Origin of the sequence: Paraburkholderia sp. NMBU_R16 (assembly GCF_013282575.1) — a bacterium.
In the GTDB taxonomy this organism is placed as follows: domain Bacteria; phylum Pseudomonadota; class Gammaproteobacteria; order Burkholderiales; family Burkholderiaceae; genus Trinickia.
Window position 1 is genome coordinate 26613 of record NZ_JAAAYE010000023.1, and the last position, 26787, is coordinate 53399.

Here is a 26787-nt window from a genome sequence, read left to right on the forward strand (position 1 = left end):
TAGTGAACGCCTCTCTTGAACAACTGCAGGCCGGACAACTCATCGGAACCCGGGAGCTCAAGCTTGCTTGCGGGTTGACCGAGTTCCCGCGCGAAATTTTCTCGCTTGCCGAGACGCTGGAAGTCCTCGATCTTTCGGGAAATGCACTGTCGACGCTGCCCGACGATTTGCCCCGGCTAACGAAACTGCGCATCCTTTTCGCCTCGAATAACTGCTTCACCGAGTTGCCCGATGTCCTTGGCGAATGCCGGCAACTCGGCATGGTCGGCTTCAAGGCGAATCGGATACGCCGCGTTTCGGCCGAATCGCTGCCGCGCAAGCTGCGCTGGCTGATCCTGACGGACAACGAGGTCGAAGTGCTGCCAGCCGAACTTGGACAGTGTTCGCTGCTGCAAAAGTTGATGCTTGCCGGTAACCGGCTTAGCGCGTTGCCAGGCGAAATGGCTGCCTGCACCCGGCTCGAACTGCTGCGTCTTTCGGCGAATCGGCTGGCAGCGCTACCCGAATGGCTCGCCGACTTGCCGCGCCTGTCGTGGCTGGCCTACGCCGGCAACCCGTTCGGCGCATCGCTCGAAACAGCGGCCTCGGCCGAAACGACGATCGCCGATATTCGATGGGAATCGCTCGTTCTCGATGAAAAGCTCGGCGAAGGCGCGTCGGGCATCATTTATCGCGCCAAGCTGCTTGTTCATGGCGAAGAGCGCGATGCGCGATCGGTCGCGGTGAAGCTTTTCAAAGGCGCGGTCACGAGCGACGGTTTGCCGGACCGCGAGATGGCCGCCTGCATTCATGCGGGACGCCACGCGAACCTGATTCCTGTGCTCGGTAGGGTAGCGGGCCACCCCATGGGCCAGCACGGGCTGGTCATGGAGCTGATCGATCCTGCGTTCGCCAATCTGGCGGGGCCGCCGAGCCTTGATTCCTGCACGCGCGACATCTATCCGGCCGATGCGCGGTTCGATCTGGCTGGGGCCTGCGGTATCGCCTATGGCATTGCGTCGGCTGCTCGACATCTGCATGAGCGCGGGATCATGCATGGCGATCTCTATGCCCACAACATCTTGCACCGCGGTGGCGGGCGCGCGTTGTTGGGGGACTTTGGGGCGGCGTCGTTGTACGACACCACGGATCGAAGACTTGGGTCGGCGTTGCAACGGCTGGAGGTACGGGCATTCGGGTATTTGCTCGAAGAGCTGATCGCGTGCTGCACCGAGCGAACGGCGCCTCTGGCGAGCGGACTCGAAGTGCTCGCTGCGGCGTGTCTGAGCGAAGACGCCGCGAGCCGGCCTTCGTTCGAGGCCATCGTTTCCGAATTACAGCGCTGGGCGTGTGCTTCGTGCATGGAGGAATGAAGCGAAGCCTCGGCTTCGCGGCAAACCTGGCCAAATCGGGCGACTCACACCACCAACGTCACCCCCGCCCAAACGATCAACACTGCACCCAGCGCGCGTCCCACGTACTCGCCGCCAGGCAACAGCTTTTCCACGAACACCAAAAACGACAGCGCAGCAATCCAGACGAGATTCATGACTCCGCCAACGAACAGCAGCGCCATCAGCATCCAGCAGCACCCCACGCAATAAGCGCCATGGCGCATCCCGAGCATCAAACTGCCCAAGACACCGGGGCGCCAATGCGCCATGAGGAAATTCACCGGTGACCGGCATTGCGCGAGACAGGCACGTTTGAATGGCGAGAATTGATAAAGCCCCGCAGCAACCAGCACGATCGCCGAAAACAACGCACTCCGTGACCAAAGCATCATGTCGGACATGAGCCCTGTCGGCTGCAAAATGCTCTGCAGCAACGCCATGCCGATCGAGAATCCGAGCCACGTCGCCAGATAGCCGGCCAACAGCATGAGCGAAGGCACTGCCGTACCCATCCCGGCAGCGCCGTAGTGCCGTAATACGCGTCGATACAACAGGACGAGCGGCGCGGCACTGGGCGTCATCATCGCGATCATCATCGTCCACCACATGAGAATCGCGGTCGGCAAGGACGGATCCATGCTGCCCGATCGATCGGTCAAGAGATGGGGAAACAGTGCGATCGAGGTCATGCGCAGCGCGGACATGCCCATGCCCGCGCCAGACCAGAGATAGGACCACGACAACGCGACGACCGCGATCAAGCCGAACGCGGTAATGGCGCGCTCGCGCCGAAGCAGATCGTCGATACGGCTCATGCGGCAGCGCGATGCCGGATCAAGCCCTTGTTGTTCATGTGCAGCCGCGCGAACTGCGCGTAAGTGCCCTTGATATCGAGCGCGATATTGCCCTGGGAGCGGCCCGTGCCCGAGCCGATCTCGGCCAGCTCATACTCGAAACCTTGCGGTAGATCGATCCGGGCGCGATGCTCGGCGCCGGTCACGATATTGCGAATCGGCTCCCCAACGAGATCGAATACCCCGTCGACATGAACGCGCCCACGCCTGGCATCGACATCCACGTCGAACTCGATCTGCGTGAAGATCGGATCGAATGCCTGCTCGAGCGTCGAAGCATAGACCGAGAACATCGTTGCAAACGGTTCGGTGTCCTGCCCCGTCATGATCTTCAGAATCGCTTCGCGTTGCTCGGGGCTCGCCTGCTCGTCGACGACCGGCTGGCATTTCCCCTTACCCTCGTGAATGGGTCCCGGCCACTGAAAAACCACCGCGATCTTGACGCCGTTAAGACGCACGTCGCCGTAATAACCGCTGCTGATGGAAATGGCCCCCATCGCTTCGCAAAAGCCATGAGTTGGCGTTGCGCTGAACTGGCAAGGGCAACCGTATGAACAATTGCAGCTGATTAATTCGGTACCTTCGATTTCCCACGGGATCATGATCGCCCCCCTTCCTTCTCTCGAGCGACGAGAAGCTCGAGTAGCTGGTTGGAATCTAGTTCCCCGCGGGATGAAGTCAAGGTCACAACACCGATTACATCGGCCACTCCGTAAGCAGCCGTCCGACGCCCGCCGCGTCGCCGCAGGTCGGCCAAACGAGCACTTCGAAATGCTCGGGCGCAACGGGCTGCGAATACAGGTAACCCTGGGCGAAATCGCACCCGATGGCGCGCAGAAAGTCGCGTTGCTCCGTTGTCTCCACGCCTTCCGCAATGACTTTCAATCCCAGCTTGTGCGCCAGTACTACCATGGCCTCGCAAAGCGCCTGATTGTTGCCGTCGAATCCAACGTTATGCACGAACGACCGATCGATCTTCAGGTAATCGATATCGAACCGCTTCAGATAAGCCAATGACGAATAGCCGGTGCCGAAGTCGTCGATCGACACCCGGATTCCGGCGTCGCGGAAGGTCAAGAGCTTTTCGTTGAGCTCGGCATCGAGCAAGAGACCCTCGGTGATTTCAACGGCGATGCTTTCGCCGGGCAGGCCTTCCTGCGCAAGATAATCCGACCAGTGGGCGCAAACCTGGCCGTCTTGCCGAATTTGCACGGGCGACATGTTGACGCTGATCTGAAACGCCGGGTCGAAGCGGTCGCGCCATTGCCGTGCGAACTGCACCGCCTGTTTGAAGACCCAATCGCCGATCGCGACGATGAGGCCCGTTTCTTCGGCCAACGGAATGAAGTCATGAGGGCTCACCATCCCGCGCTCGGGATGCAGCCAGCGGATCAGCGCCTCCGCCTTGCGGATCTCCCCCGTCGCGAGATCGACGATCGGCTGATAGTAGACCTGGAACTGATTGCCCTGGATCGCGGCCCGTAGATCGCTCGTCAAGCGAAGGCGCCTTTGCGCGGCGACGCGCAAATCGGGCGTGAAGTAGCCGACGCGGTTGCGCCCGGCATTTTTAGCCGCGTACATGGCCTGATCGACGTTCTTGAACAGCACGTCGAGCTGGGCGGCATCGTCGGGATAGATCGTCACGCCGATGCTCGCCGAAATGAAAGCCTCGTCCGAACCCAGATCGAACGGCTCGACCAGCTTCTCGATGATCGCGCCAGCAATCTCTCCGACACTTGCCGTATCGTCCAGTCTAGGCAAAATGATCGTGAATTCGTCGCCGCCAAGACGGGCGACCGTATCCGACTCCCGGACACACGAGCTGATTCGCCGGGCGGCTTCGATCAGCAAAACATCCCCTTTGTCGTGTCCGAGGGAGTCGTTGACCTCCTTGAAGCGATCGAGATCGATCAACATCAATGCCATTTGCTTGCCGCAACTTTCGGATAACCGCGCCTCGTGCTCCAAGCGGTTATGAAACATCTGACGATTGGGCAATCGGGTCAATGCATCGAAATTGGCTTGCTTCCAGATGGTTTCCTCGAACACCATGCGGTCCGACAGATCGCGGCCGATGGCAAGCACGGAACTGACGTTGCCCGAGGAGTCGATTTCCGGCGTCAGGGAAATATGCGAGCATTGCTCCCGCCCATTCTCGCCCTTCCATTTCAGTTCGAATTGCGTCCTTTTCCCGGTCGAAATCGCTTCGCCGATCTTGTATTCGTAGCGCAGCGTGTCCGGGCCACCCGGAAATTCGGAGGGCCGCTTGTTGAGCGCCTCTTCGAGCGTGCATCCGGCCATCGCGCAAAAGGCCGGATTGGCGTACGTGCGGCGGAAATCCCGGTCGTAGCGAGTTATCGTATCGGGCGAGTTTTCGATGAGGGTCCGAAAAGCCCGCTCCCGCCTCGTCAGCGCCACCGTTCTTTCGGCGACGGTCTCCTCGAGAGACGCGTTGATTTCGTTGATCTTCTGTATTTTCTGGCCGATCGCGGCACTCATTCGTTCGAATCGCTGCGCCAATCTTCCCAGTTCGTCGACGCGACGCGCATCGCCGCTTGCGTGCACCAACGCGTCGGCGCCCGCCCCTGCCTCGTTGCCCGTATCGTCCATCTTGCGTACGAGCTCGTTCAGCGGGCTAGTAATGCTGTGCGAAATGAAGTAGGCAAGAAAAATCGAAAGCAAAAGACCCGATATGCCGACCAGTATGATTTCGTTGCGAGCCGATTGCGCCTCTGCGGTCAGCTTTTGTTCGGCAATCGCACTGATGACAAACCACGAAGTCCCGGGAATTCCGGTGTACGTGGCAAGGTAGTGGCCGCCACTGTTGCCTGCGAAATCGATGAAACCGTTCGAGCTGCGATTCGATCCCCGGCTGGCCATTTTCGTGACCAGTTCGGGCGGGGCCAGCCCTCCGAGGTCGCTCGAGCCTCCGCCCGCGCGCAGAACGATGCGATTGTCGCCGGCATCGAAAACGCAAATCTGGGTCCCGCTGCCTACGGCGAATTCATTGAAGATCGCCGAGAAGTGTTCGGGACGAATGATGAGAACCAGAGTGCCGATCTGGCGATTGCCGTTTTTACCGATAATGGCTCGCGCCATGGCGAGATCCCGGCGGCCGCTGCCGACATCATGGCTGCCCCAGTATGGGCGTCCATTCAGGCCGCGGGCGCGCTCCACCAGGTGCATCACGTCGTGGGTCAGCAGCGCGAATGCCTGCGTGTCCATGATGCGGTCGCGATTGTCGAGCAGGTACTTCTGGTTGATGAAATCCATCGAGCCATAGCGCTCCAGCAACAGCTTCGTGACCTGCTCCCGCGCCTCGCTCTGTTCTTTCGCGGAACCGCTGACGGCTTTCACGAGGCTGTCCTGAACCCTGTCCGACAGCATGAGATGAGTGCTTTCGGTCTCGATCTGCGCCATCTCCAATTCGATATTCTTCGATACCTGTCTGACCGCCTCCTTCGAAAAAATCTCCGCCTTCTCCTTGATTGCGGCCGTGGATTCGGCATACGAGATGTAGCCCGAAATCAGCAAAGGCAGCAGTGAAAGCAGGACGAATGCCGTCATCAGCCGGTAGCGGATCTCGACGCGGCGCAGTACGTCCAGCGAAAGGTAGGCGAACATGCGTCGCAACGGAACGATGATTGGGTTCATTTGTAGTGCATCGTTGCCTGATTCTTGACCGACTGGTCGAGAAGCGTCGCCGCTTGCGCGGCCGTCGTCTTTCCGAGTAGCACATCCTGCATCAGCCGATGCAACTCCTCGATCGAGTTCGACGGCAGCACCGAATAGTAGGGGCTCGAAGTCACGGGAAAACGGCCGACCCTGTTGGTGTAGTCGATCATGATCTGATCCGTCACGATCGGTCCCGTCACATGTTCGAACGGCGGAATGTTGTGACGCTTTCGTTGGAGAATGGAAAAACCCTTTCCGGCGATGAATTCGAGAAAACGCATGGCGGCAGCCTTGCGCGGGGTTTCGCAGACCGCAAATCCGGTTTCACTGCCCATTACGGGCACGACGAGCTTGCCGGGCGCGTTCCAGGGTGGGATAAAAACGCCGACTTTGAACGGGTTCCCGTGCAGGAGCAGCCCGGCTGCCCAGCTGCCATGCAAGACCATCGCGACCTTGCCCTGCTTGAAAAGCTGGATGCCGCCATCGTAATCGGTGGCCATGAATCCTTTCTGCACGTATCCGCGGTCGGCCAACAGCAGCATCTTGGCAAAGATGTCGGCCACCTCTGGCGTATTCAGATCGAGCGAGCCGTCGCCCATCTTCCGCTTCCAGCCGCTCTCACGTGCCGCGACATCGTTGGCGAAGCCTGAAGCGAACGGACCGTTCCCGAGCATGTTCGGAAACCCGCCGTTGAGCATGATCGGTACGAACCCTGCGCGCTTGAGCTGCTCGCAGACCAGCAGGAACGCTCGGAAATCCGTCGGCAAAGCCTTGATTCCGGCTTTTGCGAATATGGCCTTGTTGTAATAGATCGGCGTCGTCGCCACGCCGCCGGATATGCCGAAGTCCTTACCCTGGCGGCTGGTCCAATCCTCCTTCAACGGACCGAGCATGTTGGCCCACGCCGCGGTCGAGCGGACATCGGCAAGCACCCCCTCGTCGGCCAGCTCGGCCGCATAGGCATTAGGGTTGACACTGACGACATCGGGCAGATTGCCCGATGCGATTCGCGGCTTGATATTGTCCTCGACCGTGTCGCCAATCATGAACTGTACGTTCACGCGGATATCCGGGTTCAGCCGCATGAACTCGGCCGCGATCTGAAGCATTTGCTGGGGCCAGTCAGGCGCCCAGATCAACGCGGTGAGGGTCGTGGCGGCCGGTCTCGGCACGCTCGGCGACACAGACGTCCGCTGCCGGCAGCCGCACAGCGCTACCAGAAGCAGTGCAGCCATGGCGGACACGCCGAGGGCAATACCGATTTGTCGCACTTCAGATCGCCTTTGGGTCTGCCAGCGCTGAATGCTGGCAACGGTTGGACTGCGTGAGTAAGTTCATGGCGGCCGGCGAGGCAAACGAGGCGTTAACCGCATATCGGCAACAATCGGTGAACCTTTAGGCATCGGTCCGCTCGACGATCGCCGCGCGGCATTCCGATTGCTTACCTTGCCTACTCCTGTGAACGGTAGGAGCGCCATGCCCCCGACAAGCGCGAGCCTTGGCCTCACGAGGTTTCGACGAATCGTGATACGTTCACGCGGGTCGCCACGCCATGAGTGTCAAAAGAGGAAACATCGTTAATGAAAGAGAGGGGCTATACGACCGACGACGTCGTGAAGCGCGCCAGCGAGCCGGACCTTGAAGGCATGCCACCTGGCGTCGCACGGCCGCGCAGGCCCGCCCGAATGCTCCGCGCCGCTATCGTCGCGGTGTTGCTCGGCTTGGCGCTGCTCGCGCTGGCGGGCGTCGGCGGACGCGCGCTCTTGCGTGCGGGCCTGCCCTCGCTCGACGGTACGCGCCCGGCGCCCGCGCTCAGCCACGAGGCCACGATCGAGCGCGACGCGCTCGGCGTGCCGACGATCAGCGCGGGCAGCTCCGCCGATCTCGCCTACGCCACCGGCTTCGCCCATGCGCAAGATCGCTTCTTTCAAATGGACCTGCTACGCCGCGTTGCGGCCGGCGAACTCGCCGCACTGATCGGGCCGGCCGCGGTGGAACTCGACCGCACTCACCGGTTACACCGGTTCCGCGCCCGTGCGCACGAGATTGCCACAGCGCTCGACGCCAACTCGCGCGCGCTGCTCGAACGCTACGCGGCAGGCGTCAACGACGGGCTCGCATCGCTGCGGAGCCGGCCATTCGAGTACTGGCTGCTGAGCAGCCAGCCGCAATCGTGGCGTGCCGAAGACACGCTGCTGGTCGTCTACGCGATGTACTTCGATCTGCAGTACGGCGAACTCCGTCGCACGCTGGCCCGCGCGGCACTGAGCGAGCGGGTGTCGCCCGATCTGCTGCGATTTCTGCTGCCAACCTCGAGCCACTGGGACGCGCCGCTCGACTCGATGCCGGCGCCCGATGCCGCGTTGCCGACACCACCGCCCGCACCTGACTGGCTGCGTGCGGCGCCACTACGCACGGCTGCGCTCGATCCCGGTGCACCGGGCTTGGACTCCTCCATGATCGGCAGCAACAGCTGGGCGATCGATCGGAACGCAAGCTTCGACGGCCGGGCGATCGTCGCCAACGATATGCATCTCGGCCTGTCGCTGCCGAATATCTGGTACCGCGTCGTGCTGCGCGCGCCCGACCGAAACGGCGTACTTCGTCAATTGACCGGCGTCAGCCTGCCCGGCACGCCGGGCATCGTCGCCGGCAGCAACGGCCGCATCGCATGGGGCTTCACGAACAGCTACGGCAACTTCATCGACGTCGTCGAACTCGACGTCGATCCGCACGACCCGCTGCGCTACCGGACACCGACCGGCGATTGGGAGCGCGCGCGGGTATATCGCGAACGGATCGACGTGCGCGGCGCGCCGGCCGCCGAACTCGATGTCGCCGATACGCGCTGGGGGCCGATGTTGAAGGCAGATGGGCACAGCTACGCGATCCGCTGGGCCGCGCACGACGCGCGCGCGGTGAACCTCGGTCTCGGCCGGCTCGCCGATGCGGACGACGTGCCGACGGCGCTGGCTGCCGCCGCGGCGTGCGGAATCCCTACGCAGAACATCGTCGTGGCGGACGCTGCCGGGCATATCGGCTGGACGCTCGCCGGGCCGTTGCCGCGCCGGGCCGTTGCATCATCTGAATCCGCGCCATCCGCAGCGCCCTCTTTGCCGGATTTACCGGTGCGCGCGAATGCGTACCGCGGGTGGGACGGCTACCTCGATCCGAGCGACTATCCGCGCCGCATCGACCCGCATGCAGCGCGGCTATGGACCGCGAACAGCCGACAATTGAGCGGCGCCGCGCAATCGTTGATCGGCGACGCAGGCAGCGACGTCGGTGCCCGCGCAACGCAAATCCGCAACGCGCTGTTTGCGCGCGAGCATTTCGCCGAGCGCGACCTGCTCGCTCTGCAGATCGACGATCGCGCGCTCTGGATCGAGCGATGGCGCCGCATCGCCCTCGACGCACTCGATGCGAACGCGCTCGCCGGCCACCCGCAGCGCGCCGAGTATCGACGCCTGCTCGAGCAATGGAACGGCCGTGCCGATGCCGGCGCGGTGGGCTACACGCTGCTTCGCGCGCTCCATGCGGCGATGTACGACGCATGGTTCGGCCGCCTCGACGAGACGCTCGCCAAGCGCGATCCGAATTTTGGCTATCGGCTCGCGACCTCGCGCTCGCTCGCGGTCATGGAAGCGCTCGCGCAGCATCATGCGTGGCTCCCGCCTGGCGTTGCCGACTGGCACACATTCGTGCTCGACCGGATCGATCGCAGTATCGAGGTCGTCACCCGCGACGGCACACGGCTTGCCGATGCGCGCTGGGGCGAGCGCAACCGCGCGGCGATTGGGCATCCGTTCGCGCGGATGATTCCCACGTGGCTGCCGATGCTGCGCGGCCTGCTGATGGCTCCGCGCGAGCCGCTGCCCGGCGACGCGAATATGCCGCGCGTGCAGGCGCCGTCGTTCGGCGCGTCGGAACGGTTCGTGATATCGCCCGGGCATGAGCGCGATGCGCTCTTCGAGATGCCCGGCGGTCAATCGGGCAACCCGATGTCGCCGTACTTTCTCGCAGGCCACCGCGCATGGGTCCGCGGTGAAGCGGAGGCGTTGCTGCCCGGTCCGGCCGAGCATCGACTCGTGCTGACGACTACACAGACTCGATGACCGTTCGATTCGAAAGACGCAGCTGAAGCGCCCGGCAGGCGTCAGTGCGGCGGCGACAAGCGACGAAAGCGCTTCCACAACTTCTTCAGCGAATCGTGATCCGCCGCAACGCGCGACGCGAGATAGCCTCTCGCATACGCCACACCTGCCGCGGTCTGCTCGTGGTCCGATGCCAGTGCTTTGAGGAGGGCCTCTCCCACCGCCGCATCGTTGCGCCAGCCGAGGTCGTCCTGAAGCTTGCCGAGCGCCTCCAGGTAATGGCGCACCACCTCCTTCGGATACAGTGAACCAAAGAACTCCGTGGCATACCGCAGTTTCTTCGCGGCAATGCGCGCGCGGTGACGCCGCTGCGCATCGAGGTCCGGCAGGTGCCGGCCACGCTTGATCAGCTTTCGATGGCGCCTGCGCAGCGTCTCGCTGGCGAATGCCTCGATCGATCGATCGAGTGCGGCGAGCTGGTCGCCGTCCATTTCGTCGCGCCACCCCGCCTGATCGACCCAACGCGTCAATTCGGTGACGAGCTGCGTGTAGCGTGCGGAGTCGACTGCCGCCGCCGCAGCCGCGCGATTGAGCTTACCGATATCCGCGGCCGCTTGCCTCACCGCACCCGTGTCGGTATCGCCTGGGGCACCGGCGAACGCCATGCGCAGCGTCGAATTGAGCATGACGTCCCAGTCGCGAGCGGCACCGAGTTCCCCCGCGATCCATCGCAGTTCTTCCTGCAAGAAAGATGGCGTCGGAACCACACCCTCGAAAAGATCGAATGCGGAACGCAAACGCCGCAGGCCCACGCGCATTTGATGAACGCTCGAAGGATCGTGACCCGACACGACGCCCCGTTCGTTACCGTGGACCTGTGCGAGGCAATTCTGGGCAACGCGCCGAAACGCGCCCTCGACCGTATCGTTTTTCTTGAGCTTGACAGGAAGCGCATGTACGGCCCGGCTCTGTTCCTTCACGCGAAGCTCCCGTTCCATGGCTTTCGCTCAGACCGCGCACCGGCGGCGGTGGTTAGCGATTCTTGCCGTTGCCGGTAGTTTAGTCCGGAAGCCATTGAGCCCGCGGGCGGCCAGCGCGGCGACTCCATGTACCGGCCGATTCGTTCGGGCCATCGAGCGGGCACGATAGATGCTCCACCGGGGTAACGCCACAACCCCATCGTTTGAGTGAAGCCGACAATCCCACTACTCGCGGTCAGTTTCTTTGCAGCCGATGTCCAGGCGGGTGCCGGCCCGTTCCTCGGCATTTATCTGCAGGAACACGGGTGGCGCCCCGATACGATCGGCTCCGTCTTGACGATGGGCGCGATCGTCGCGATGCTCGTCACGACACCCGCGGGTGCACTTGTCGATGCCATCTCCCATCGGCGTGCTCTCGTCGTGGGTGCCAGCGCCCTGACGATCGTCGCCGCGATCGTGATCTGGCTCTCGCGCGCGTATTGGCCGATCGCGTCGGCGCAGATCGCGACCGCCGTTGCGGGTTCAGTCATGGGGCCAACGCTGACCGGCTTGACACTCGGGATGGTCGGCCGAAAGAACTTCGATCTGCAATACGGCCGCAACCAAGTAGCGAACCACGCCGGCAACATCGCGGCAGCCGTGTTCTCCGGTGTGGCCGGATGGCGCTTTGGTATTTCGTATGTGTTCGTGCTCAGTGCCGTCTTCGGCGTTGCGTGCATCGTATCGGCGCTTCTGATTCCCTCGCGCGCGGTCCATCGGCACTATGCACGCGGCCTCGCGCACGCCGACGACAAAGATCGCTCGCAAGCGCGTGCGCAAAGCGTGCGCGTTCTGTTGCAGAACCGGCCGCTGCGGCTACTTGCCATCGCGCTGGCCGCATTCAGCCTAGGCAACTCCGCGATGCTGCCGCTATACAGTCTTGCCGTTGCGGCCGATCACCACAGCCTCGCAAGCCAGCTCACCGCGGCCAATCTCGTCATTTCGCAAGTGGTGATGTTGATCGCCGCTGTGTATGCGTATCGCGCCATCCGGCGCTGGGGATTCTGGTGGGTCATTCTAGCGACGCTCGTCACGCTGCCGGTCAGAGCACTGACCGCCGCATGGCTGACGACACCCTGGGGCATTGCGCCGGTCCAGATTCTGGATGGCGTGGGCTCCGGGCTGCAAAGCGTCGCGGTACCGGCGCTGGTCGTCCACTTGTTACACGGTAGCGGGCGGGTCAATCTGGGCCAGGGCGCGCTGTTCACCGTCGAGGCCGTCGGCGGCTGCCTGAGTCCGCTGCTGGGCGGATGGCTTGCCAGCCGCCTCGGTTTTCCGACGGCGTTCGTGATACTGGGAAGCCTCGCGGCCGTTTCGCTGATGGTGTGGGTCTTACCGGGGGCGACGATCCGTCGAGCGTGCGACAGCCGCCGCGACGAACTCGAGCGAATCCCGGACATCGACGTCTCTGCGTTGTTTCAGCGATGAGCAAGCCTCGGCGACGGGAATTCAATCGTGTGCCGGGTCGTCGATCGGCATGCCCAACTCGGCTGCCATGCGCTCCACGAGTGCCCGCAGTTGGGTGACTTCGTTGGCCAGGCGCTTTTGTTCGGCTCTCAACGCCTCGAACTCGGAGGATGGGATCGAGGATTCGGTGAATTCGCGCGCGCCGGCCATTTCGTCGATGTTCACCTCGCCGCACAGCAGATGCATCCAGCGGTTTCCGCGTTCGCCGGGGGCACAAGGCAGCTTGATGGCCAGCGCTGGCGTGCGTGCGGCGAGTTCGTCGAGGAACGCCTCGACCGAGGAGTTGTCCGCGAAACCGTGCAGACGTGCTGCGTTCAGTCGCAATTCGGCAGCCGTTTGCGGGCCGCGCAGGAGCAGAATGGTCAGCAGAGCGGCCGCTTGACTTGGTATGCCGAGGACGCGATTCATGTTGTGTTCGTACCGCGTGACTCGGCTACTGCTCGCTTCCATGACGAGGCTCAAACGCTTTAGACCATCGATAGCGGTCTGGACTTCGGATTCGGTGACGTTCATGACGGGCGAACGCGCAGTCTTTTGGTTGCAGCCCGCCGTCAACGCGTTCAGCGACAGCGGGTAGGTGTCCGGGACGGTGTGCTGCTTTTCGACCAGGACGCCGAGGACACGGGCTTCTAGGGCAGTGAGGTCGCGCAGGGTTTGGGTCATGGGACAGGTGCGGGTAGTAAACATGGACAGCGCCGGGACGCCATGCGTGCGCATGCTTCGCGACCGGCCCGAGGGACCCAATTGTAGATCGTTTGCCGAGGGCAGCTTTGCGAATGCGAGCGGTAGAATCTGCTCGAGAGCGATGCCTTCACCGACACTGGATTAGCCAACATGAGCCAGACAGACAGCAGGCAGGACGCGACGCGGGAAACGGAGGAGCAGTTCCGAATTCTGGTGCAAGGCGTCACGGACTACGCGATTTTCATGCTTTCGCCAGCGGGCGTCGTGACCAGCTGGAATGTCGGGGCGGAACGGATCAAAGGGTACAAGCAGTTGGAAATCGTTGGCGAGCATTTCTCGCGTTTTTACACCGACGAGGACAAGGCGGCCGGCGTGCCCGCGCAGATTCTGGCCACCGCGGCACGCGAAGGCCGCGCCGAACGCGAAGGATGGCGGGTTCGCAAAGACGGTAGCCGCTTTTGGGCGCACGTCGTGGTAGATGCCATCCGGGACGATGACGGTTCTCTCGTCGGATTCGCAAAAGTGACGCGCGACATCACCGAGCGCAAGGAAGCGGCGCTGGCGCTCGAGAAAGCGAACGCCGCGCTGTTCCAGTCGCAGAAGATGGAGGCGATCGGGCGCTTGACGGGCGGCGTCGCGCACGATTTCAACAACCTGCTCGCGGTGCTTTCCAACGGTCTTGAAGTACTGGCGATCCAGTCGCGCACGCCGATCGACAGGAAGATGATCGAGGGGATGCGACGGGCGATCGACCGCGGCGCATCGCTCACTCAGCAGTTGCTTTCGTTCGCGCGGCAACAGCCGCTGCAGGCGCAGTTGCACGAGTTGAACGCACTGATTCGCGATTTCGCGCCGATGCTTTCACGGGCTGGCAATCGCAACATTCGTCTGGAGTATTCTCTTGACGCCCAGCCAGCCCTGGCAATTGTCGATGCAGCGCGTTTCGAGGCGGCGTTGCTCAATCTCGTCGTCAACGCGGTCGATGCCATGCCTGACGGCGGCACGATCACGATTCGCACGCAGATAGTCGAATCGGGCACGGGGGTGACCCCGGCACTGCCTGCCGGTCGCTACGTCCGCATCTCGGTCACAGACACAGGGACAGGCATGGACAGCGATGTGCTGGCGCAAGCGTTCGAGCCGTTTTTTACAACGAAGCAGGCCGGCAAGGGGACGGGGCTCGGGCTCAGCCAGGTGTACGGCTTCATCGCGCAATCGGGCGGCGACGTCCAACTGTCGAGCGAATTGGGCAAGGGCACGCGAGTCGAACTCTATCTGCCGGCCGCGGAGCCGGCGGCACCGGTGAAGGTGCCCTCCGCACCGAAGGCCGAGACCGTTCTGCTGGTCGAGGATGAGCCCGACGTGTTGGGCTTGGCGTCGGAGCTGCTGGTGAGCATCGGGTACGAGGTGGTGCCGGCGAGCAGCGCATCCGAGGCGGTGGAAATCCTCAGGGATCGCACAGACATCGGCGTTGTCGTCAGCGATATTTCGATGCCCCACGGCATTAGCGGGCTCGATCTTGCGCGTCAGGTCCGGTCGCAGTATCCGATGATCAGGATGGTGCTGACATCGGGGTACCTGCCCGCTCCGCTTCAGGACGATAACGGCCAATTGAGCGACGTGACGTTCGTGCCGAAGCCCTATCGACTGGCCGATCTCGCGAAAGCGCTGCGAGCGAGGCAGTAAGGTCGGACAACGCGCTTCGCGCGAGGGGCGAGGCCCGAACGCGCTGCGGGCTGCGTATGCCGCCGTCATTCACGCATGCTATATTCGCCGCGCATAACGATTGCACCGGCGATATCCGATATCTCAGAAAGTGGCGCAGGCCCCTGGGGCCTTAAAACAATGACGCTTTGCAGTGCCACCACCCGCTCTATTCAAAACACGGTTGGCCTGCTTTCGGGAATAAAAATAATGAACCGCATTTATCGACTCGTTTGGAACCCTGTCCGGCGCATGTTGCAAGTCGCGTCCGAACTCGCCGTTGCGTCGCGCGGCGGCGCGAGCAGCGTACGCGTTCGACGTCGTGGCTCGCGTCGCGCGACACGGCGGGCGATCCCCTCCATTGCCATGGCGGCGAGTTTTGTTGGTATGTCGCTTCCCGTGTCGGCCGTGACGTGTTCGGCGACCTCAACCACCGCATGTAGCGCGGCAGGCGGCTCAGGCGTGCCCGCACGCACCGGCAGCGGTGGCGCAGGCAATGGCGACGGCGGGGGAGCGAGCACCTTCAATTCGGGGACCGGCGCGACCGATGTACTGGTGGGCACCGGCGCCACCAACGGCTCGGGCGGCGCCGGTGCGGCGACGATGGACGGCTTGGGCGGCGCGGGTGGGGTCAGCGGCGGCGCGGTCAGTGGAGCGATCGCAATCAACGTTTCGGAATCCGGTAACGCGGGCTCGCCGGGCTCACTCGGGACCAACTTCGGGAGCGGCGGCGGGGGCGGCGCGGCAGACCTCTTCTTTACCGGCACGGATCTGACCGTCAATCCGGGCGCCACGGTTACCGGCGGCGCGGGTGGCGCGGGCGGCGCCGGCGCGTCGGCGGTCGTCTCGAACGGCGGAGGCGGCGGCGGAGGTGGCGCAGGTGTCATTTCCACGCTCGGCGCAGCGTCGATCACCAACAACGGCGCCATTGTCGGCGGCGCCGGAGGCGCAGGCGGTGGCGGCGGGGCGACAGGATTCGGCGGGGGCGGCGGAGGCGGCGGCGACGGCATGGTCGCGCTCGGGGGAGGCACTCTCTTCGTCAATACCGGGAACGTGACCGGGGGTATCGGGGGCAGCGCGGGCGTCGGCACATCCGCGACGGGCAATGCTGCCGGCGATAGCGGCGCAGGGGTTCGATTAGTCGGCGCGAGCACCGTGCTAGAGAACGTCGGCACTATTGCGGGCGGCGCTAGCGGCGGCGCGGCGGCCGGTGCTGGCGTCGTGACATACGGCAGTGCGGTCATCGTCAACGCCGGCACCATTAGCGGCGGGACCACCGGCGGCTCGAACGCATCGTCGATCGAGTTCGGCGGCACGGGCAATATCCTCCAACTCTTGACGGGCTCGGTACTGAATGGCGCCATCACGCTCGATGCCGGTGCGACCGCCAAGATTAGCGCGCAAAACACCGGGCTGTCGCTCACACCATCGGTCGTGCTGACCGACGCCGCATCGGCGGTCACGTTCGACGCCAGGACGGCGCCGCTGACCGTTTCCGGCGTTGTCACGGGCGCGGGCAGCGTCGCCGTTTCCGGCGCGAACGTCCCCATCACCATGAGCGCCGCCAATAGCTATACGGGCAGCACCACGATTGCCAGCGGCGGCCAACTCGCGCTGAGCGGGGGCGGCAGCATCGCCGCATCGAGCGGCGTGGCCGACAACGGGCTGTTCGATATCTCCGGTACGACCAGCGGCGCGTCGATTGCGAGCCTGACGGGCTCGGGCGTCGTCACGCTCGGCGCTCGAACGTTGACGATCACGAATGGCACGGGCACGTTCAGCGGCGCGATCGGTGGCACGGGCGGCTTGACCGTCAGCGGCGGAGCCATGACGCTCACGGGCACCAACACGTACCGGGGCGCGACGACCATCGGCAGCGGCACGCTCGCGCTCTCGGGCTCGGGAGACATCTCCGCGTCCAGTGGCGTAGCCGACAACGGCACGCTGGACATCTCCGCGACGACGAACGGCGCGACGATCGCCACTGTCTCGGGAACAGGCACGGTGGCGCTCGGCAGCAAGACGCTCACCGTCACCAACGGTTCTGGCACTTTCGGCGGTTCGATCGCGGGCACGGGGGGCCTCACTTTGGACGGCGGCGCCCTGACGCTGACATCGGCGAACGGATACACCGGGGCCACGACGATCAACGGCGGTACGCTCGCATTGACGGGTACTGGCACGCTGTCATCGGCAACGTCGGTGACGCTGGCGTCGGCGGCTGCCACGCTCGATCTGTCGGCCGCCGGCAGCCAGCAGATCGCCGCGTTGAGCGGCGCTGCGGGCTCGAACGTGGCGCTCGGCGCGAGCTCGCTGACCGTCGGCGACGCAACCGATCGGACTTTCAGCGGCGCTTTGTCCGGTACCGGAGCGTTCATCAAGCAGGGAACGGGCATGCTCACGCTCGACGGCGCAAGCAACGCCTTCTCCGGAACGACGACGGTGGCTGCCGGTACGCTGGAAGTAGGCGATGCCGCCAATCCGTCCGCGCTGCTGGGCGGCAACGTGCAAGTCGCGGCAAATGCCACATTGCGCGGCCATGGGACAGTTGCCGGCAACGTCGCGAACAGCGGTGTCGTGGCGCCGGGCGGCTCGATCGGAACATTGACCGTGGGCGGCGACTATGCGCAGGCGGCGAATGGGACGCTCTCCATCGAAGTGAGCCCCACTCAAGGCTCGCAATTGAGGGTGGGCGGTACAGCGACGCTGAACGGCGTCTTGCAGATCGTCTACGATCCCGGTACTTATACGGCCCGTCGCTATGCGCTGCTCACGGCCACGAATGGTGTGCATGGCACTTTCTCGAACGTGACGAGCACGACGTCCGTCGGCGCCGACCTCGGCTCGCTGCAGCAGTCGCTTGCCTATGGCGCGAACGAAGTGGACCTTGCGTTGGCGGCGGCGGCGTCCAACACGCCGGGCGGAAGCGGGGCGATCGTCGTCGCGCCGCAAGATACGACGATCTACACGACCGAGGGCACGTCGGCGCTGGGCCGCGCGCAATCAGTCAACGAGGCGCTGCTCGGCCGCTTGGGCCGAAGCGCGGGCGCCGGCGGCGCAGCAGCGTCGACCAGCGGCAGCTGGATTTCGGCTACGGGAACGAGCACGAACGTTTCGGGCACGAACGGCCGACCGGGATTCCTCGCGCGGGAGTATGGCTTTCTCGCTGGCTTGGACCGCCGAGAAGGGCCGTACACGATCGGCGTTGCAGCCGGTTATTCGCATACGTCGATAGACGAATCGGTGACCGGCGATTCGAGCGCCGCGGACACGCTGCGCGTAGCGCTGTATGGCGCTCGCTCGTTCGGGCCCATCGACGTGGCTGCAACGCTCGGATACGGGCTCGACTTCCTCTCGCAGAAGCGCCCGTTCGGCACGATCGGTACGGCCGAGGGCGATCACTACGGCAATGAATTCACGGCTGCGCTGCAGGCGGGCGTGCCGATGTCGGTGGGCGGCCTGACGGTGACGCCGCGCGCCGGACTGCGCTTTGCATACTTCCGCGGGAACGGCTTTGGCGAGAGCGGCGCGCAAGGGCAGAATCTATCGGTCGATTCCGACAATGCGCGAAGCCTTCAGCCGTTCGTCTCGCTGGCGATCGACAAGTCGTTCGGCGATGCAATCAAGCCGATCGACGTGCAATGGCGCGTGGGTTACGCCTATGAGACGATGAGCCGCAGTCGCGCTTTGGCAGTGACATCGCAAGACGGGACGACGTTCTCGGCGCCGGGCACCGACTTGCCGCGCGCTTTGCTGACGACAGGCGCAAGCGTCGGGTTCCACCCGACAAAGGCCATTGCGGTGGCCGTTGGCGTGGACGCGCTCCTGAACGTGGGACACGCATCGGCGCGGTCCGCTTATGCGAGGTTCGACTACCGGTTCTGAGCGCAGTGGTGTTGTGTCGGATCAATGTACCGCGAAATGGCGGTAGAACAATCGCTTCATCCATTCCACCGCGAATAAATAGCAGAGCAGCATCGCCAGCAAAATCAGGAAGAACTGAGGCGGCGGCGCGACGAATCCGAGAAGCGCAGCAAACGGCATGAACGGCAATGCGCCCGCGATTAGCACGACCGCGAGCGAAGTAATTGTCAATACACGACTTGGCCGGCTCTTGAATGGGCTGCCCTGGGTTCTAATGATAAATATCACCAATACCTGGGTGGCAATCGACTCAATGAACCAGCCAGTATGAAAAAGCGCCTCGCCCGCATTGAACGCCTTCAGCATGATGAAAAACGTCAAGAAATCGAAGACCGAACTCACTGGGCCGACCACCCACATGAAATTGCGAATGAACTTCGTATCCCAATGCTTGGGATGGGTAAGGAAATCGTCATCCACGTTATCCATCGGAATAGGCAGCTCCGAAACATCGTAAAGCAGATTATTGAGCAGAATCTGCGCCGGCAGCATCGGCAAGAAGGCGAGAAACATCGTTGCACCCGCCATGCTGAACATGTTGCCGAAATTCGAGCTGGTTCCCATCATGATGTACTTCATGATGTTGGCGAAGGTCCGTCGGCCTTCCAGCACGCCAGCACGCAATACGTTCAAGTCCTGCCTCAGCAAGATCATCGCCGCCGCCGCCTTGGCCACGTCTACTGCGCTATCGACCGAGATGCCGATATCCGCGGAATGAAGCGAGGGTGCGTCATTGATACCATCGCCAAGATAGCCGACGGTATGCCCTCGCGCTTTCAGGCTCAGGATGACGCGGTTTTTCTGCGCCGGCGTGACCCGGCAAAACAGGTTGGCCTTCTTTATCTGCGCCGCCAGCGCGGTGTCGTCCATTTGCTGGATCTCGTTGCCGGTGAGCACCCCCGCGACTGGCATGCCAAGTTGTGTAAACACGTGTCGGGTGACCAGCTCGCTATCACCGGTGACGATCTTGACTTGCACGCCGATTTCCGCCAAGTCTTTGAGCGCTTTGGCCGCGCTGGGCTTAGGGGGATCGAGGAAGGCCGCAAAGCCGGCGAAGATCAGCTCGGTTTCATCACTCAGTACCGCGTGCGGGTAGTCCGGCGCGACCGATCGCCACGCGATGCCAAGCACTTTGAAGCCTTCTTGCCCAAGACTGTCGTGCAATGCTTGGATGGTCGCCAGCGCGGCTTCGTCCAGAGGCTGCGTCCCGAGCGCCTCGCCACGTGCGTATTGCGTGGAAAGTTTGAGAATATCCTCCGGCGCCCCCTTGACCACCAGCAACCGCTGCTGAGCATCGTCAAGCAACACCGAGACACGCCTGCGCTCGAAATCGAACGGCACCTCGTCGATCTTGCGCCAATGGCCGACCTCGATCTCCTTGTGCTCGAGAATGGCGGCGTCCAAAGGGCTTTTGAGGCCGGTTTCAAAATAGCTATTGAGGTAAGCCAACTGCAGCACCTGCTCGCTATCTCGCCCTTGCGCATCCAGATGTCGTTCCAAATGGATGCGTGCCTCGGTCAGCGTGCCGGTCTTGTCGGTGCACAGGACGTCCATGCTGCCGAGATTATGAATCGCTGCGAGCTGCTTTACGATGACGTGTTGCCGGGCCATGCGCAGTGCGCCGCGCGAGAGCGTTACCGTCACCACCATCGGTAGAAGTTCCGGCGTCAACCCAACCGCAAGCGCGATAGCGAAGAGAAACGACTCCAGGAAGGGGCGATGGAACAGCGCATTGACCAGAAACACAAAAAGCACCAGCAGCACGGTCAAGCGCATGATCAACATGCCGAAACTGTGCGTACCCAACTCAAAAGCCGTCGGCGGAGCCTTGGCCACGAGCGAATCCGCGACATTGCCAACGGCTGTATTCGCACCAATCTGGCACACCATCGCCTTTGCCATCCCGCTGATCACGGATGTTCCCATGAAGACAGCGTTCGCAGCCTGGCTGAGGTCGCCCGTCGGCTCGGCAAGATCGGCTGCGTGCTTCTCAACTGGGTAGGATTCGCCCGTCAGCAATGCCTGGTTGACAAAGAAATCCTTGGCCTCGATCAAGCGGCAATCTGCCGGCATGAGATCGCCAGCGGCAAGCAGAACGACATCGCCAGGAACCAGCGTGGCGATCGGCATGTCCTGCGGATGTCCATCGCGTATCACGTTAGCGCGAACGGCAACCGTTTGTTTGAGCTGTTCCGCAGCTCGCCCGGCCCGATACTCTTGAACGAAATCGAGGGTCACGCTAACAAGAACGATGAGCCATATGACCACGAATCCGGTGACCTCGCCAGTTAGCGCCGACACGGCACTGGCGGCGAGCAGGATCATCACCAGCGGGTTTCTGAAGTGACTCAGATACTGCAGCACTTGGGAGCGTTCACCGCGCGATCGCAGTATATTGGGGCCGAGCCGCATTGCCCTTTGGCGTGCGTCCGACTGGCTTAAGCCCTCCGGCGATGATGCCAAACGTGCCTGGAGTGCGGCAAAAGGCTGGTTCCAAAAGTGGGATTCCGGACGATCCATTGGGTATACCTTCTGCGGCAACTGCGCGTTCGGCCAGGCGAACAAGGACGGGCGGAGGTCAACACGTTAGCACGAGAGGCCGTGGCGGTCCGCCTGGGCCAGTTCATGCCGATTGACTCCCCGACATACCTATGACTGCTGCGCCATATCCTCGTGCACAATACGTCGGTATAGTCGGTGCGGCTTCACGCGGCCTGGGCGCTCTCGCTTTGGATGATCTGATGGGAGTGTTGGGGTTTATTACCGTCGTTCTTGTTGCCCAGCACTTCGGCTCGCTCAAGAAGATGGCCGCGCTGCCTCGGAACCTTCGAAGGCGCATCCGTGGGCATGTTGAGCTTGCTCGGTGTGTCGGGCGGTCGGAAGTTTGATTGCCGGGATCGTGAATTGAACGTCCATCGCCGGTTGCGCTGCACGAAGCGAGGTCAGCGAGCTCGACCGCGTATGACCGCATGAACAGGAACCGACACCACAATACTGAAACCATCGTGCATGAGCGACCTTCCCATGCTCACCGTACCTCCCAACTGGCGAACGCGCTCCCGGATGCCGGAGAGTCCAGATGGATACGCATCCGAAGTGTTGCGATAGTCAGTCGCGGTTGCTATACCGTTATCGCTTATGGTCTGCACACAAACGCTCCCATGACGCGCGAGTTCCACCTTGACCTCGGTTGCATCCTTCGCATGCCGGGTTACATTAGTCAGCGCTTCCTGCACGATTCGGAAGAGCGCCGTGCTTGCCGGATCGTTGAATTCCATATCGCTCGTATGGTCCTGCAGCGTCGCATAAATGCCCGAACTCTTGCGGAAGTCATCGACGAGCCACTCGAGCGCGGGAAGCAATCCCAGATCGTCCAGCACGGCCGGTCGCAGACCCGCCGCGACTCGTCTGACCGATGAAATCGCCCTATCGATTGCACGGTGCAATTCGCCGATACGCAAGATGACTGATTTCTGAGTGCCACCTACGCGGAGCTCCGCCTCGAGCGCCGCCAAGTCCATCTTCAGAGCGCTAAGCTGCTGTCCAAGTTCGTCATGCAACTCGCGGGCAATACGTTTCTTCTCTTCCTCGCGGGTCGATTCGATGGCCGAATCAGGTTGTTCGCCCAGATGCTCGGATTGCTTCGGACGATCGCGCTCCAGCGCATCCCGCCAAATCTTTCCCGATGCAAAGAACATGCTAAAGCGCACGTACCCCGGTTTGGTCGGGATATCGGTCCAGCAAGTCGAGCAATCCTGATACGAAAGCGAGAGCCCATGCCCGGTTTCATCGCACGGTTCGAATCCATTGAGCTTCCTTGTCCCAGCATCGCAGCTCGTCTTGCAGGAATAATGCGCTCGAAGCGAATAGGCGCCTTGCTTAGATCCCGTGCATTCGACGGTTGGAGTGTTCATGATGCGGGCCTGCAAGAAGGTTGACCACCAGTCACGCACGTCGATTCCGATGCAGACTATGCGGTTATGTGCAGCGGATGTCTTGCAGCATATGCAATGGCCACGTCGTGCAGATAAGACTATCCTGTGACAAATCGATCTGCGAGAGCCGCCTGTTAAGGCGGCGTGCACTCGCAGCGATCCGCGTTCAAGCTCTCACATGAGCCGAAATGAGTCTGTACGGTAGCGGTCCGAGGCGCCACCCGCATAAAGCGTTGAAATGCGCCTCGCAAGTTTAGGCGGGCAGCGGTGTCATGAAGGTCTCTTGATCTTCAATTGAGCGTGCATGTCGCTGATGCGTTGCTCGACAACGTCGGCGCGGTTTCTTTGCTTATGACTGGTATCGTGCTGCGCACTCGAAGTCGTCGTGCTGGCACTGCCCGACGCCGCCGATTGCGCGGCGGCGGACGTGGCGACGAGGACAAGCGCCAACATTGATCGCCGTGCAATCTGTCACGGCCGAGAGACCTCCCGTGATCGCCATGCTCTGGCCGATGAGTTGCTATGGCTAACATGATACGCGATGCGATGATTGGAGCTTAGCGATCGATCACTGCGCATCGATGACCTGCGCCAATAAATCTTTCAACGCATGATGCGCGTTGTGCTCCCATAACGGGAGGCCGCGTGGAGAAGCCGCACATAAACGTCCACGTAACGCTGTGCCATCAATCGTGCACTGAACCGGCTGGAGAAATGCTCGCGGATGACCGGGCGCGAGAGCACATCGAGTCGCGTCAGGGCATCGACGGCCCCAGGAACATCCTCGACGATGTAGCCCGTTACACCGTGTTCGATCACCTCGGGCACCGAGCCGCGGTTGAACGCGATAACCGGGGTCCCGCACGCCAGTGCCTCTATCAACACCAAGCCAAATGGCTCCGGCCAATCGATCGGAAACAACAACGCCTTGGCGCCTGACAGAAATGCGCGCTTCTGCGCTTCGTCGATCTCCCCGACGAATTCGACATGCGGTTTCGACAGCAAAGGCTCGATCACGGTCGTGAAGTACGCTTGATCGGCTTTGTCCACCTTGGCGGCAACTTTTAGCGGCAGACCGGCGCGCGCCGCGATCTCAATGGCTAGATCGGGGCGCTTCTCCGGACAGATGCGACCGAGAAACGCGAGATATCCTGGTTGCGTTTCGGGTTGCGGTGTCAGCAGACTGTCGGGCAGGCCATGATGGATCGTGGCGAGCCAGTTTGCCAGCGGTAACGGCAAGCGTTGGGCATTCGAAATGGATACCAGCGGCACATGTGGGAACAAATGGAACACCGGTTCCAGTTCAGGTAGATCGAGGCGACCATGCAGCGTCGACAGAAACGGCACACGAGATTCAGAAAAGAAGGGGTAAGGCAGGTAACTGAGATGAAAGTGCAATACGTCGAACTCGTGAGCGACGCGGCGCACCTTTTCAAGCAACACGAGATGCGGGGCAAAAGTGTCACTCATCGTCGGGTCGAGGCGTAGCGCCTGCGGCCATGCCGGTTCAAGATGGGCGGTCGTTTTCGAGTCACCGCTGGCGAACAGGGTGACGTCGTGGCCGAGATCGACCAGCGCTTCCGTGAGGTAGGACACCACGCGTTCTGTTCCGCCATAGAGTTTCGGCGGAACGGCTTCGTACAGCGGAGCGATCTGTGCGATACGCATCGACTACGGTTCCTTCTCGCGCCAATCAACGACATTCAGCGCGAACCGTGGGGGGGCAGGACCGCAGACAGTATCTGCCCATCTTTCTTGGTAATCTATTCGCTCGTCTTCCTACAGCGTCTCGGACACCCGGGACGCTGTCCGACCGATCGCCCCGTCACTTGATCCGCATCGCGTTCTTGACGGATTTGACGCCTCCGACGCGATGAGCCACCTCGACGGCCGTATCGATATCGGCCTGCGAGCGGACAAAGCCACTCAGTTGCACGACACCCTTGAACGTCTCCACATTGATCTCGGCGGATTTTAGCGACGGCTCATTCAGCATGGCCGCCTTCACCTTGGTGGTGATGACGGAGTCGTCGAGGTATTCGCCGGTTGCTTCATGGGTGCGCGAACCCGCGCAGCCGAGGAAAAACGTCAGCAGAAACATCATGAAGAATGCGTAAATGCGATTGCGTTTTGTCATTTCTTGCTCCTTCGGTAAACGCGGGTTGGCGCGCCAACTCGGCTCGATAGGCGCTGGCAAACGTGTGGCACATTCTGCGGTGCGGCCGATCCAAGGTCCGCGATCACGGCCGGGGCAGGCGCATCGCGGCGTGACTCGACGACATCGACGCGCTCACAGCCTGCCGAGCAGAAGCAGGACGACGACCACGACGAGGATGACACCGAGAATGCCGCTCGGTCCGTAACCCCATCCCCTGCTGTGTGGCCAGGTCGGAATCACTCCGATGAGCAGCAGCACCAAAACGATCAGAAGAATTGTTCCCAGCGACATGTTGTTTCTCCTTGACTGGCCCGATTTCGGAATACCACATAAACGGCGCGTCTTTACGAGCCATCTTCACAGATGGGGGCGGCAGGGTATGTTGCCGAACACCCATGTTTTTGTAGTGCGCTCAAAATGGGGACCGTTTGATCTAAGGCAATGAGAACGTCCGACGTGGGTCAATGCCGGGCTGGGAGGAATGCAGCGATCGCAGCCTCCGGTGAAAGTGCCAATTCGCCAGATAGGCCCTTAGCGGCGCAACTTTGACGTGCGTCAATGGCGAACAAGGCCGGTAGCCAATACTTTGATGGCAACGTTCACGAACTGAACGCGGTTGTCATGAAAGTTGCGCTGGCTCAATAACGGCGAGCCGGACCGACGTGGTTCAGTTGGCTTCCGGCTATCGAGCATCGAAGATGCTAGCTGCCGCTGTGTACGATGACAACAAGCACAAGATCGGAACGATCCGAGATCACCGCTATCTGGCGTGACGCCGGCATGCGAGCCGCAACGCACCGGGACATGTGCCAGCGACGCTGACGAACGAAGTATGTTGCGATCGATCAGCACTATCCGTCTGCCGTCAGGAGCCGAAGCATGTTCATGCATGCATCTGCCGCAGTCCCAGCGAGCCGCAGGCTACGCAAGGCGGCGCTCATGGCGTCGGTGCTCGTGGCGTGCTGTTTGCCATGCCCGGGCGCGCCGGCCAACGGCGCGGACGACGCGGCCAACCTGCGCGAGATGTACCAGAAGTTAATGCCCCGGCTTGAGCACAATCAGTTTGAGCGTCCGTTGTCTCTGATTTCGGAGGAGTCGCCGTCCACGCTCAAGGGGGAAGTCTACGCGGTGATGGCTTATCCGTTCGCGACCTTGAACGCGGTGTTCGGCGATCCGACGCAAGGCTCGAAGAACTGGTGCGACGTCATGATTCTGCACCCCAATATCAAGTACTGTCATGCTACCAGCGGTGAGAGCGGCAATACTTTGGTCGTCAACGTCAGCAAGAAGGAAGTTGCCGAAGAACTCGGCACGACGTACGTGGTGCAGTTCGAATACGACGCGGTGACCGCCGGCCCGGGATACTTGCAGGTGAAGCTCCATGCGGACCGTGGACCATTGGGCACCCGGGATTATCAGATCGTTGTCGAAGCGGTAGAGCTTGGCGGCGGCCGTACGTTCCTGCATCTCACGTATGCCTATAGCTATGGAGCGATCGGACGTCTTGCCATGAAAGCTTATCTGACCGCCTTTGCTCACGGCAAGGTCGGCTTCACCGAGATTGTCGATCCGTCCGCTGCCCGGCCGGAATATATCGGCGGGATGCGCGGCCTTATGGAGCGCAACACCATGCGTTACTACCTGGCGGTCGATGCCTATCTCGGCGCGTTGTCCGCCCCGCCCGACAAGCAACTGGTGCAACGCCTGACCAACTGGTTCGACGCAAACGAACGATATCCGCTGCAACTGCACGAAATGGATCGACAAGAGTACATGCGGATGAAATTCGACGAATACCAGCGCCAGCAGACAGGGCAGGCGCTCGGGAAATAGGGGGCAGCCTTAGCCGAGCAATCTGTTCAGCCTGCAGTCAAAGCGGCATCGGTTTGATCTAACGCAA

Annotated in this window: 17 protein-coding genes and 1 pseudogene; 7 read left to right on the top strand and 11 right to left on the bottom strand. The window is 62.1% G+C overall.

The genetic code is table 11. The annotated features are described in order from the left end of the window. The first annotated feature begins 2 nt into the window (after positions 1-2). Positions 3-1352, top strand: a complete 1350-nt coding sequence (locus GWC77_RS13865) for a leucine-rich repeat-containing protein kinase family protein (RefSeq protein ID WP_173257635.1) — start codon at positions 3-5, stop codon at positions 1350-1352. A 44-nt stretch (positions 1353-1396) separates the two neighbouring features. On the opposite strand, the gene GWC77_RS13870 is transcribed toward GWC77_RS13865, so the two are convergent. From GWC77_RS13870 to GWC77_RS13885, 4 genes are all read right to left on the bottom strand, one after another. Continuing rightward, positions 1397-2188 carry a DUF2182 domain-containing protein gene (locus tag GWC77_RS13870; RefSeq protein WP_173257637.1) on the bottom strand — a complete coding sequence of 264 codons (792 nt, stop codon included), beginning with the start codon at positions 2186-2188 and terminating at the stop codon, positions 1397-1399. Next, positions 2185-2829: a DUF1326 domain-containing protein gene (locus GWC77_RS13875; RefSeq protein WP_173257639.1), complete on the bottom strand. Its 645-nt coding sequence runs from the start codon at positions 2827-2829 to the stop codon at positions 2185-2187. The genes GWC77_RS13870 and GWC77_RS13875 overlap by 4 nt, the downstream gene beginning before the upstream one ends. A gap of 94 nt (positions 2830-2923) precedes the next feature. Then, entirely contained in the window at positions 2924-5881 is a 2958-nt protein-coding gene (locus GWC77_RS13880) for an EAL domain-containing protein (protein ID WP_173257641.1), read from the bottom strand. Further along, positions 5878-7137 carry an ABC transporter substrate-binding protein gene (locus GWC77_RS13885; protein ID WP_173257643.1) on the bottom strand — a complete coding sequence of 420 codons (1260 nt, stop codon included), beginning with the start codon at positions 7135-7137 and terminating at the stop codon, positions 5878-5880. Before GWC77_RS13885 ends, GWC77_RS13880 begins: the two co-directional genes overlap by 4 nt. 345 nt (positions 7138-7482) lie before the next feature. Between GWC77_RS13885 and GWC77_RS13890 the strand changes: the two genes are divergently transcribed. Beyond that, positions 7483-10017 carry a penicillin acylase family protein gene (locus GWC77_RS13890; RefSeq protein ID WP_254366957.1) on the top strand — a complete coding sequence of 845 codons (2535 nt, stop codon included), beginning with the start codon at positions 7483-7485 and terminating at the stop codon, positions 10015-10017. A 41-nt stretch (positions 10018-10058) separates the two neighbouring features. On the opposite strand, the gene GWC77_RS13895 is transcribed toward GWC77_RS13890, so the two are convergent. Beyond that, a complete protein-coding gene (locus GWC77_RS13895; protein ID WP_173257645.1) occupies positions 10059-10994 on the bottom strand; it encodes a CHAD domain-containing protein in 936 nt (311 codons plus the stop codon). 189 nt (positions 10995-11183) lie between these two features. Between GWC77_RS13895 and GWC77_RS13900 the strand changes: the two genes are divergently transcribed. Then, positions 11184-12443: an MFS transporter gene (locus GWC77_RS13900; RefSeq protein WP_173257647.1), complete on the top strand. Its 1260-nt coding sequence runs from the start codon at positions 11184-11186 to the stop codon at positions 12441-12443. Positions 12444-12464: 21 nt separating this feature from the next. On the opposite strand, the gene GWC77_RS13905 is transcribed toward GWC77_RS13900, so the two are convergent. Further along, complete coding sequence (locus tag GWC77_RS13905) at positions 12465-13169, bottom strand: YceH family protein (protein WP_173257723.1); 705 nt, start codon at positions 13167-13169, stop codon at positions 12465-12467. 147 nt (positions 13170-13316) lie between these two features. On the opposite strand from GWC77_RS13905, the gene GWC77_RS13910 reads away from it, so the two are divergent. Further along, positions 13317-14852, top strand: a complete 1536-nt coding sequence (locus GWC77_RS13910) for an ATP-binding protein (protein ID WP_173257649.1) — start codon at positions 13317-13319, stop codon at positions 14850-14852. 228 nt (positions 14853-15080) lie between these two features. Further along, the gene (locus tag GWC77_RS13915; protein ID WP_173257651.1) at positions 15081-18755 is read left to right on the top strand and encodes an autotransporter domain-containing protein; all 3675 of its coding nucleotides are present in this window, start codon (positions 15081-15083) and stop codon (positions 18753-18755) included. A 21-nt stretch (positions 18756-18776) separates the two neighbouring features. Here the strand turns inward: GWC77_RS13915 and mgtA are convergent, their stop codons facing one another. The 5 genes from mgtA to GWC77_RS13940 all read right to left on the bottom strand — a co-directional run bounded on the left by mgtA (position 18777) and on the right by GWC77_RS13940 (position 25178). Next, positions 18777-21314 (bottom strand): magnesium-translocating P-type ATPase, encoded by a 2538-nt coding sequence (gene mgtA / locus GWC77_RS13920; protein WP_173257653.1) that lies wholly within the window; start codon positions 21312-21314, stop codon positions 18777-18779. Between the two features lie 422 nt (positions 21315-21736). Next, positions 21737-22747: a sensor histidine kinase gene (locus GWC77_RS13925; RefSeq protein ID WP_173257655.1), complete on the bottom strand. Its 1011-nt coding sequence runs from the start codon at positions 22745-22747 to the stop codon at positions 21737-21739. 585 nt (positions 22748-23332) lie between these two features. After that, a complete protein-coding gene (locus GWC77_RS13930) occupies positions 23333-24397 on the bottom strand; it encodes a glycosyltransferase family 4 protein (RefSeq protein ID WP_173257657.1) in 1065 nt (354 codons plus the stop codon). A gap of 157 nt (positions 24398-24554) precedes the next feature. Beyond that, a complete protein-coding gene (locus GWC77_RS13935) occupies positions 24555-24866 on the bottom strand; it encodes a BON domain-containing protein (protein WP_173257659.1) in 312 nt (103 codons plus the stop codon). Between the two features lie 153 nt (positions 24867-25019). After that, positions 25020-25178: a DUF3309 family protein gene (locus tag GWC77_RS13940; RefSeq protein ID WP_173257661.1), complete on the bottom strand. Its 159-nt coding sequence runs from the start codon at positions 25176-25178 to the stop codon at positions 25020-25022. Between the two features lie 347 nt (positions 25179-25525). Between GWC77_RS13940 and GWC77_RS29590 the strand changes: the two are divergent. Both GWC77_RS29590 and GWC77_RS13945 read left to right on the top strand, forming a co-directional pair. Beyond that, a pseudogene (locus GWC77_RS29590) lies at positions 25526-25642 on the top strand (PRC-barrel domain containing protein); the annotation flags it as partial. 124 nt (positions 25643-25766) lie between these two features. Further along, entirely contained in the window at positions 25767-26720 is a 954-nt protein-coding gene (locus GWC77_RS13945; RefSeq protein WP_254366958.1) for a hypothetical protein, read from the top strand. The last annotated feature ends 67 nt before the right edge of the window (positions 26721-26787 follow it).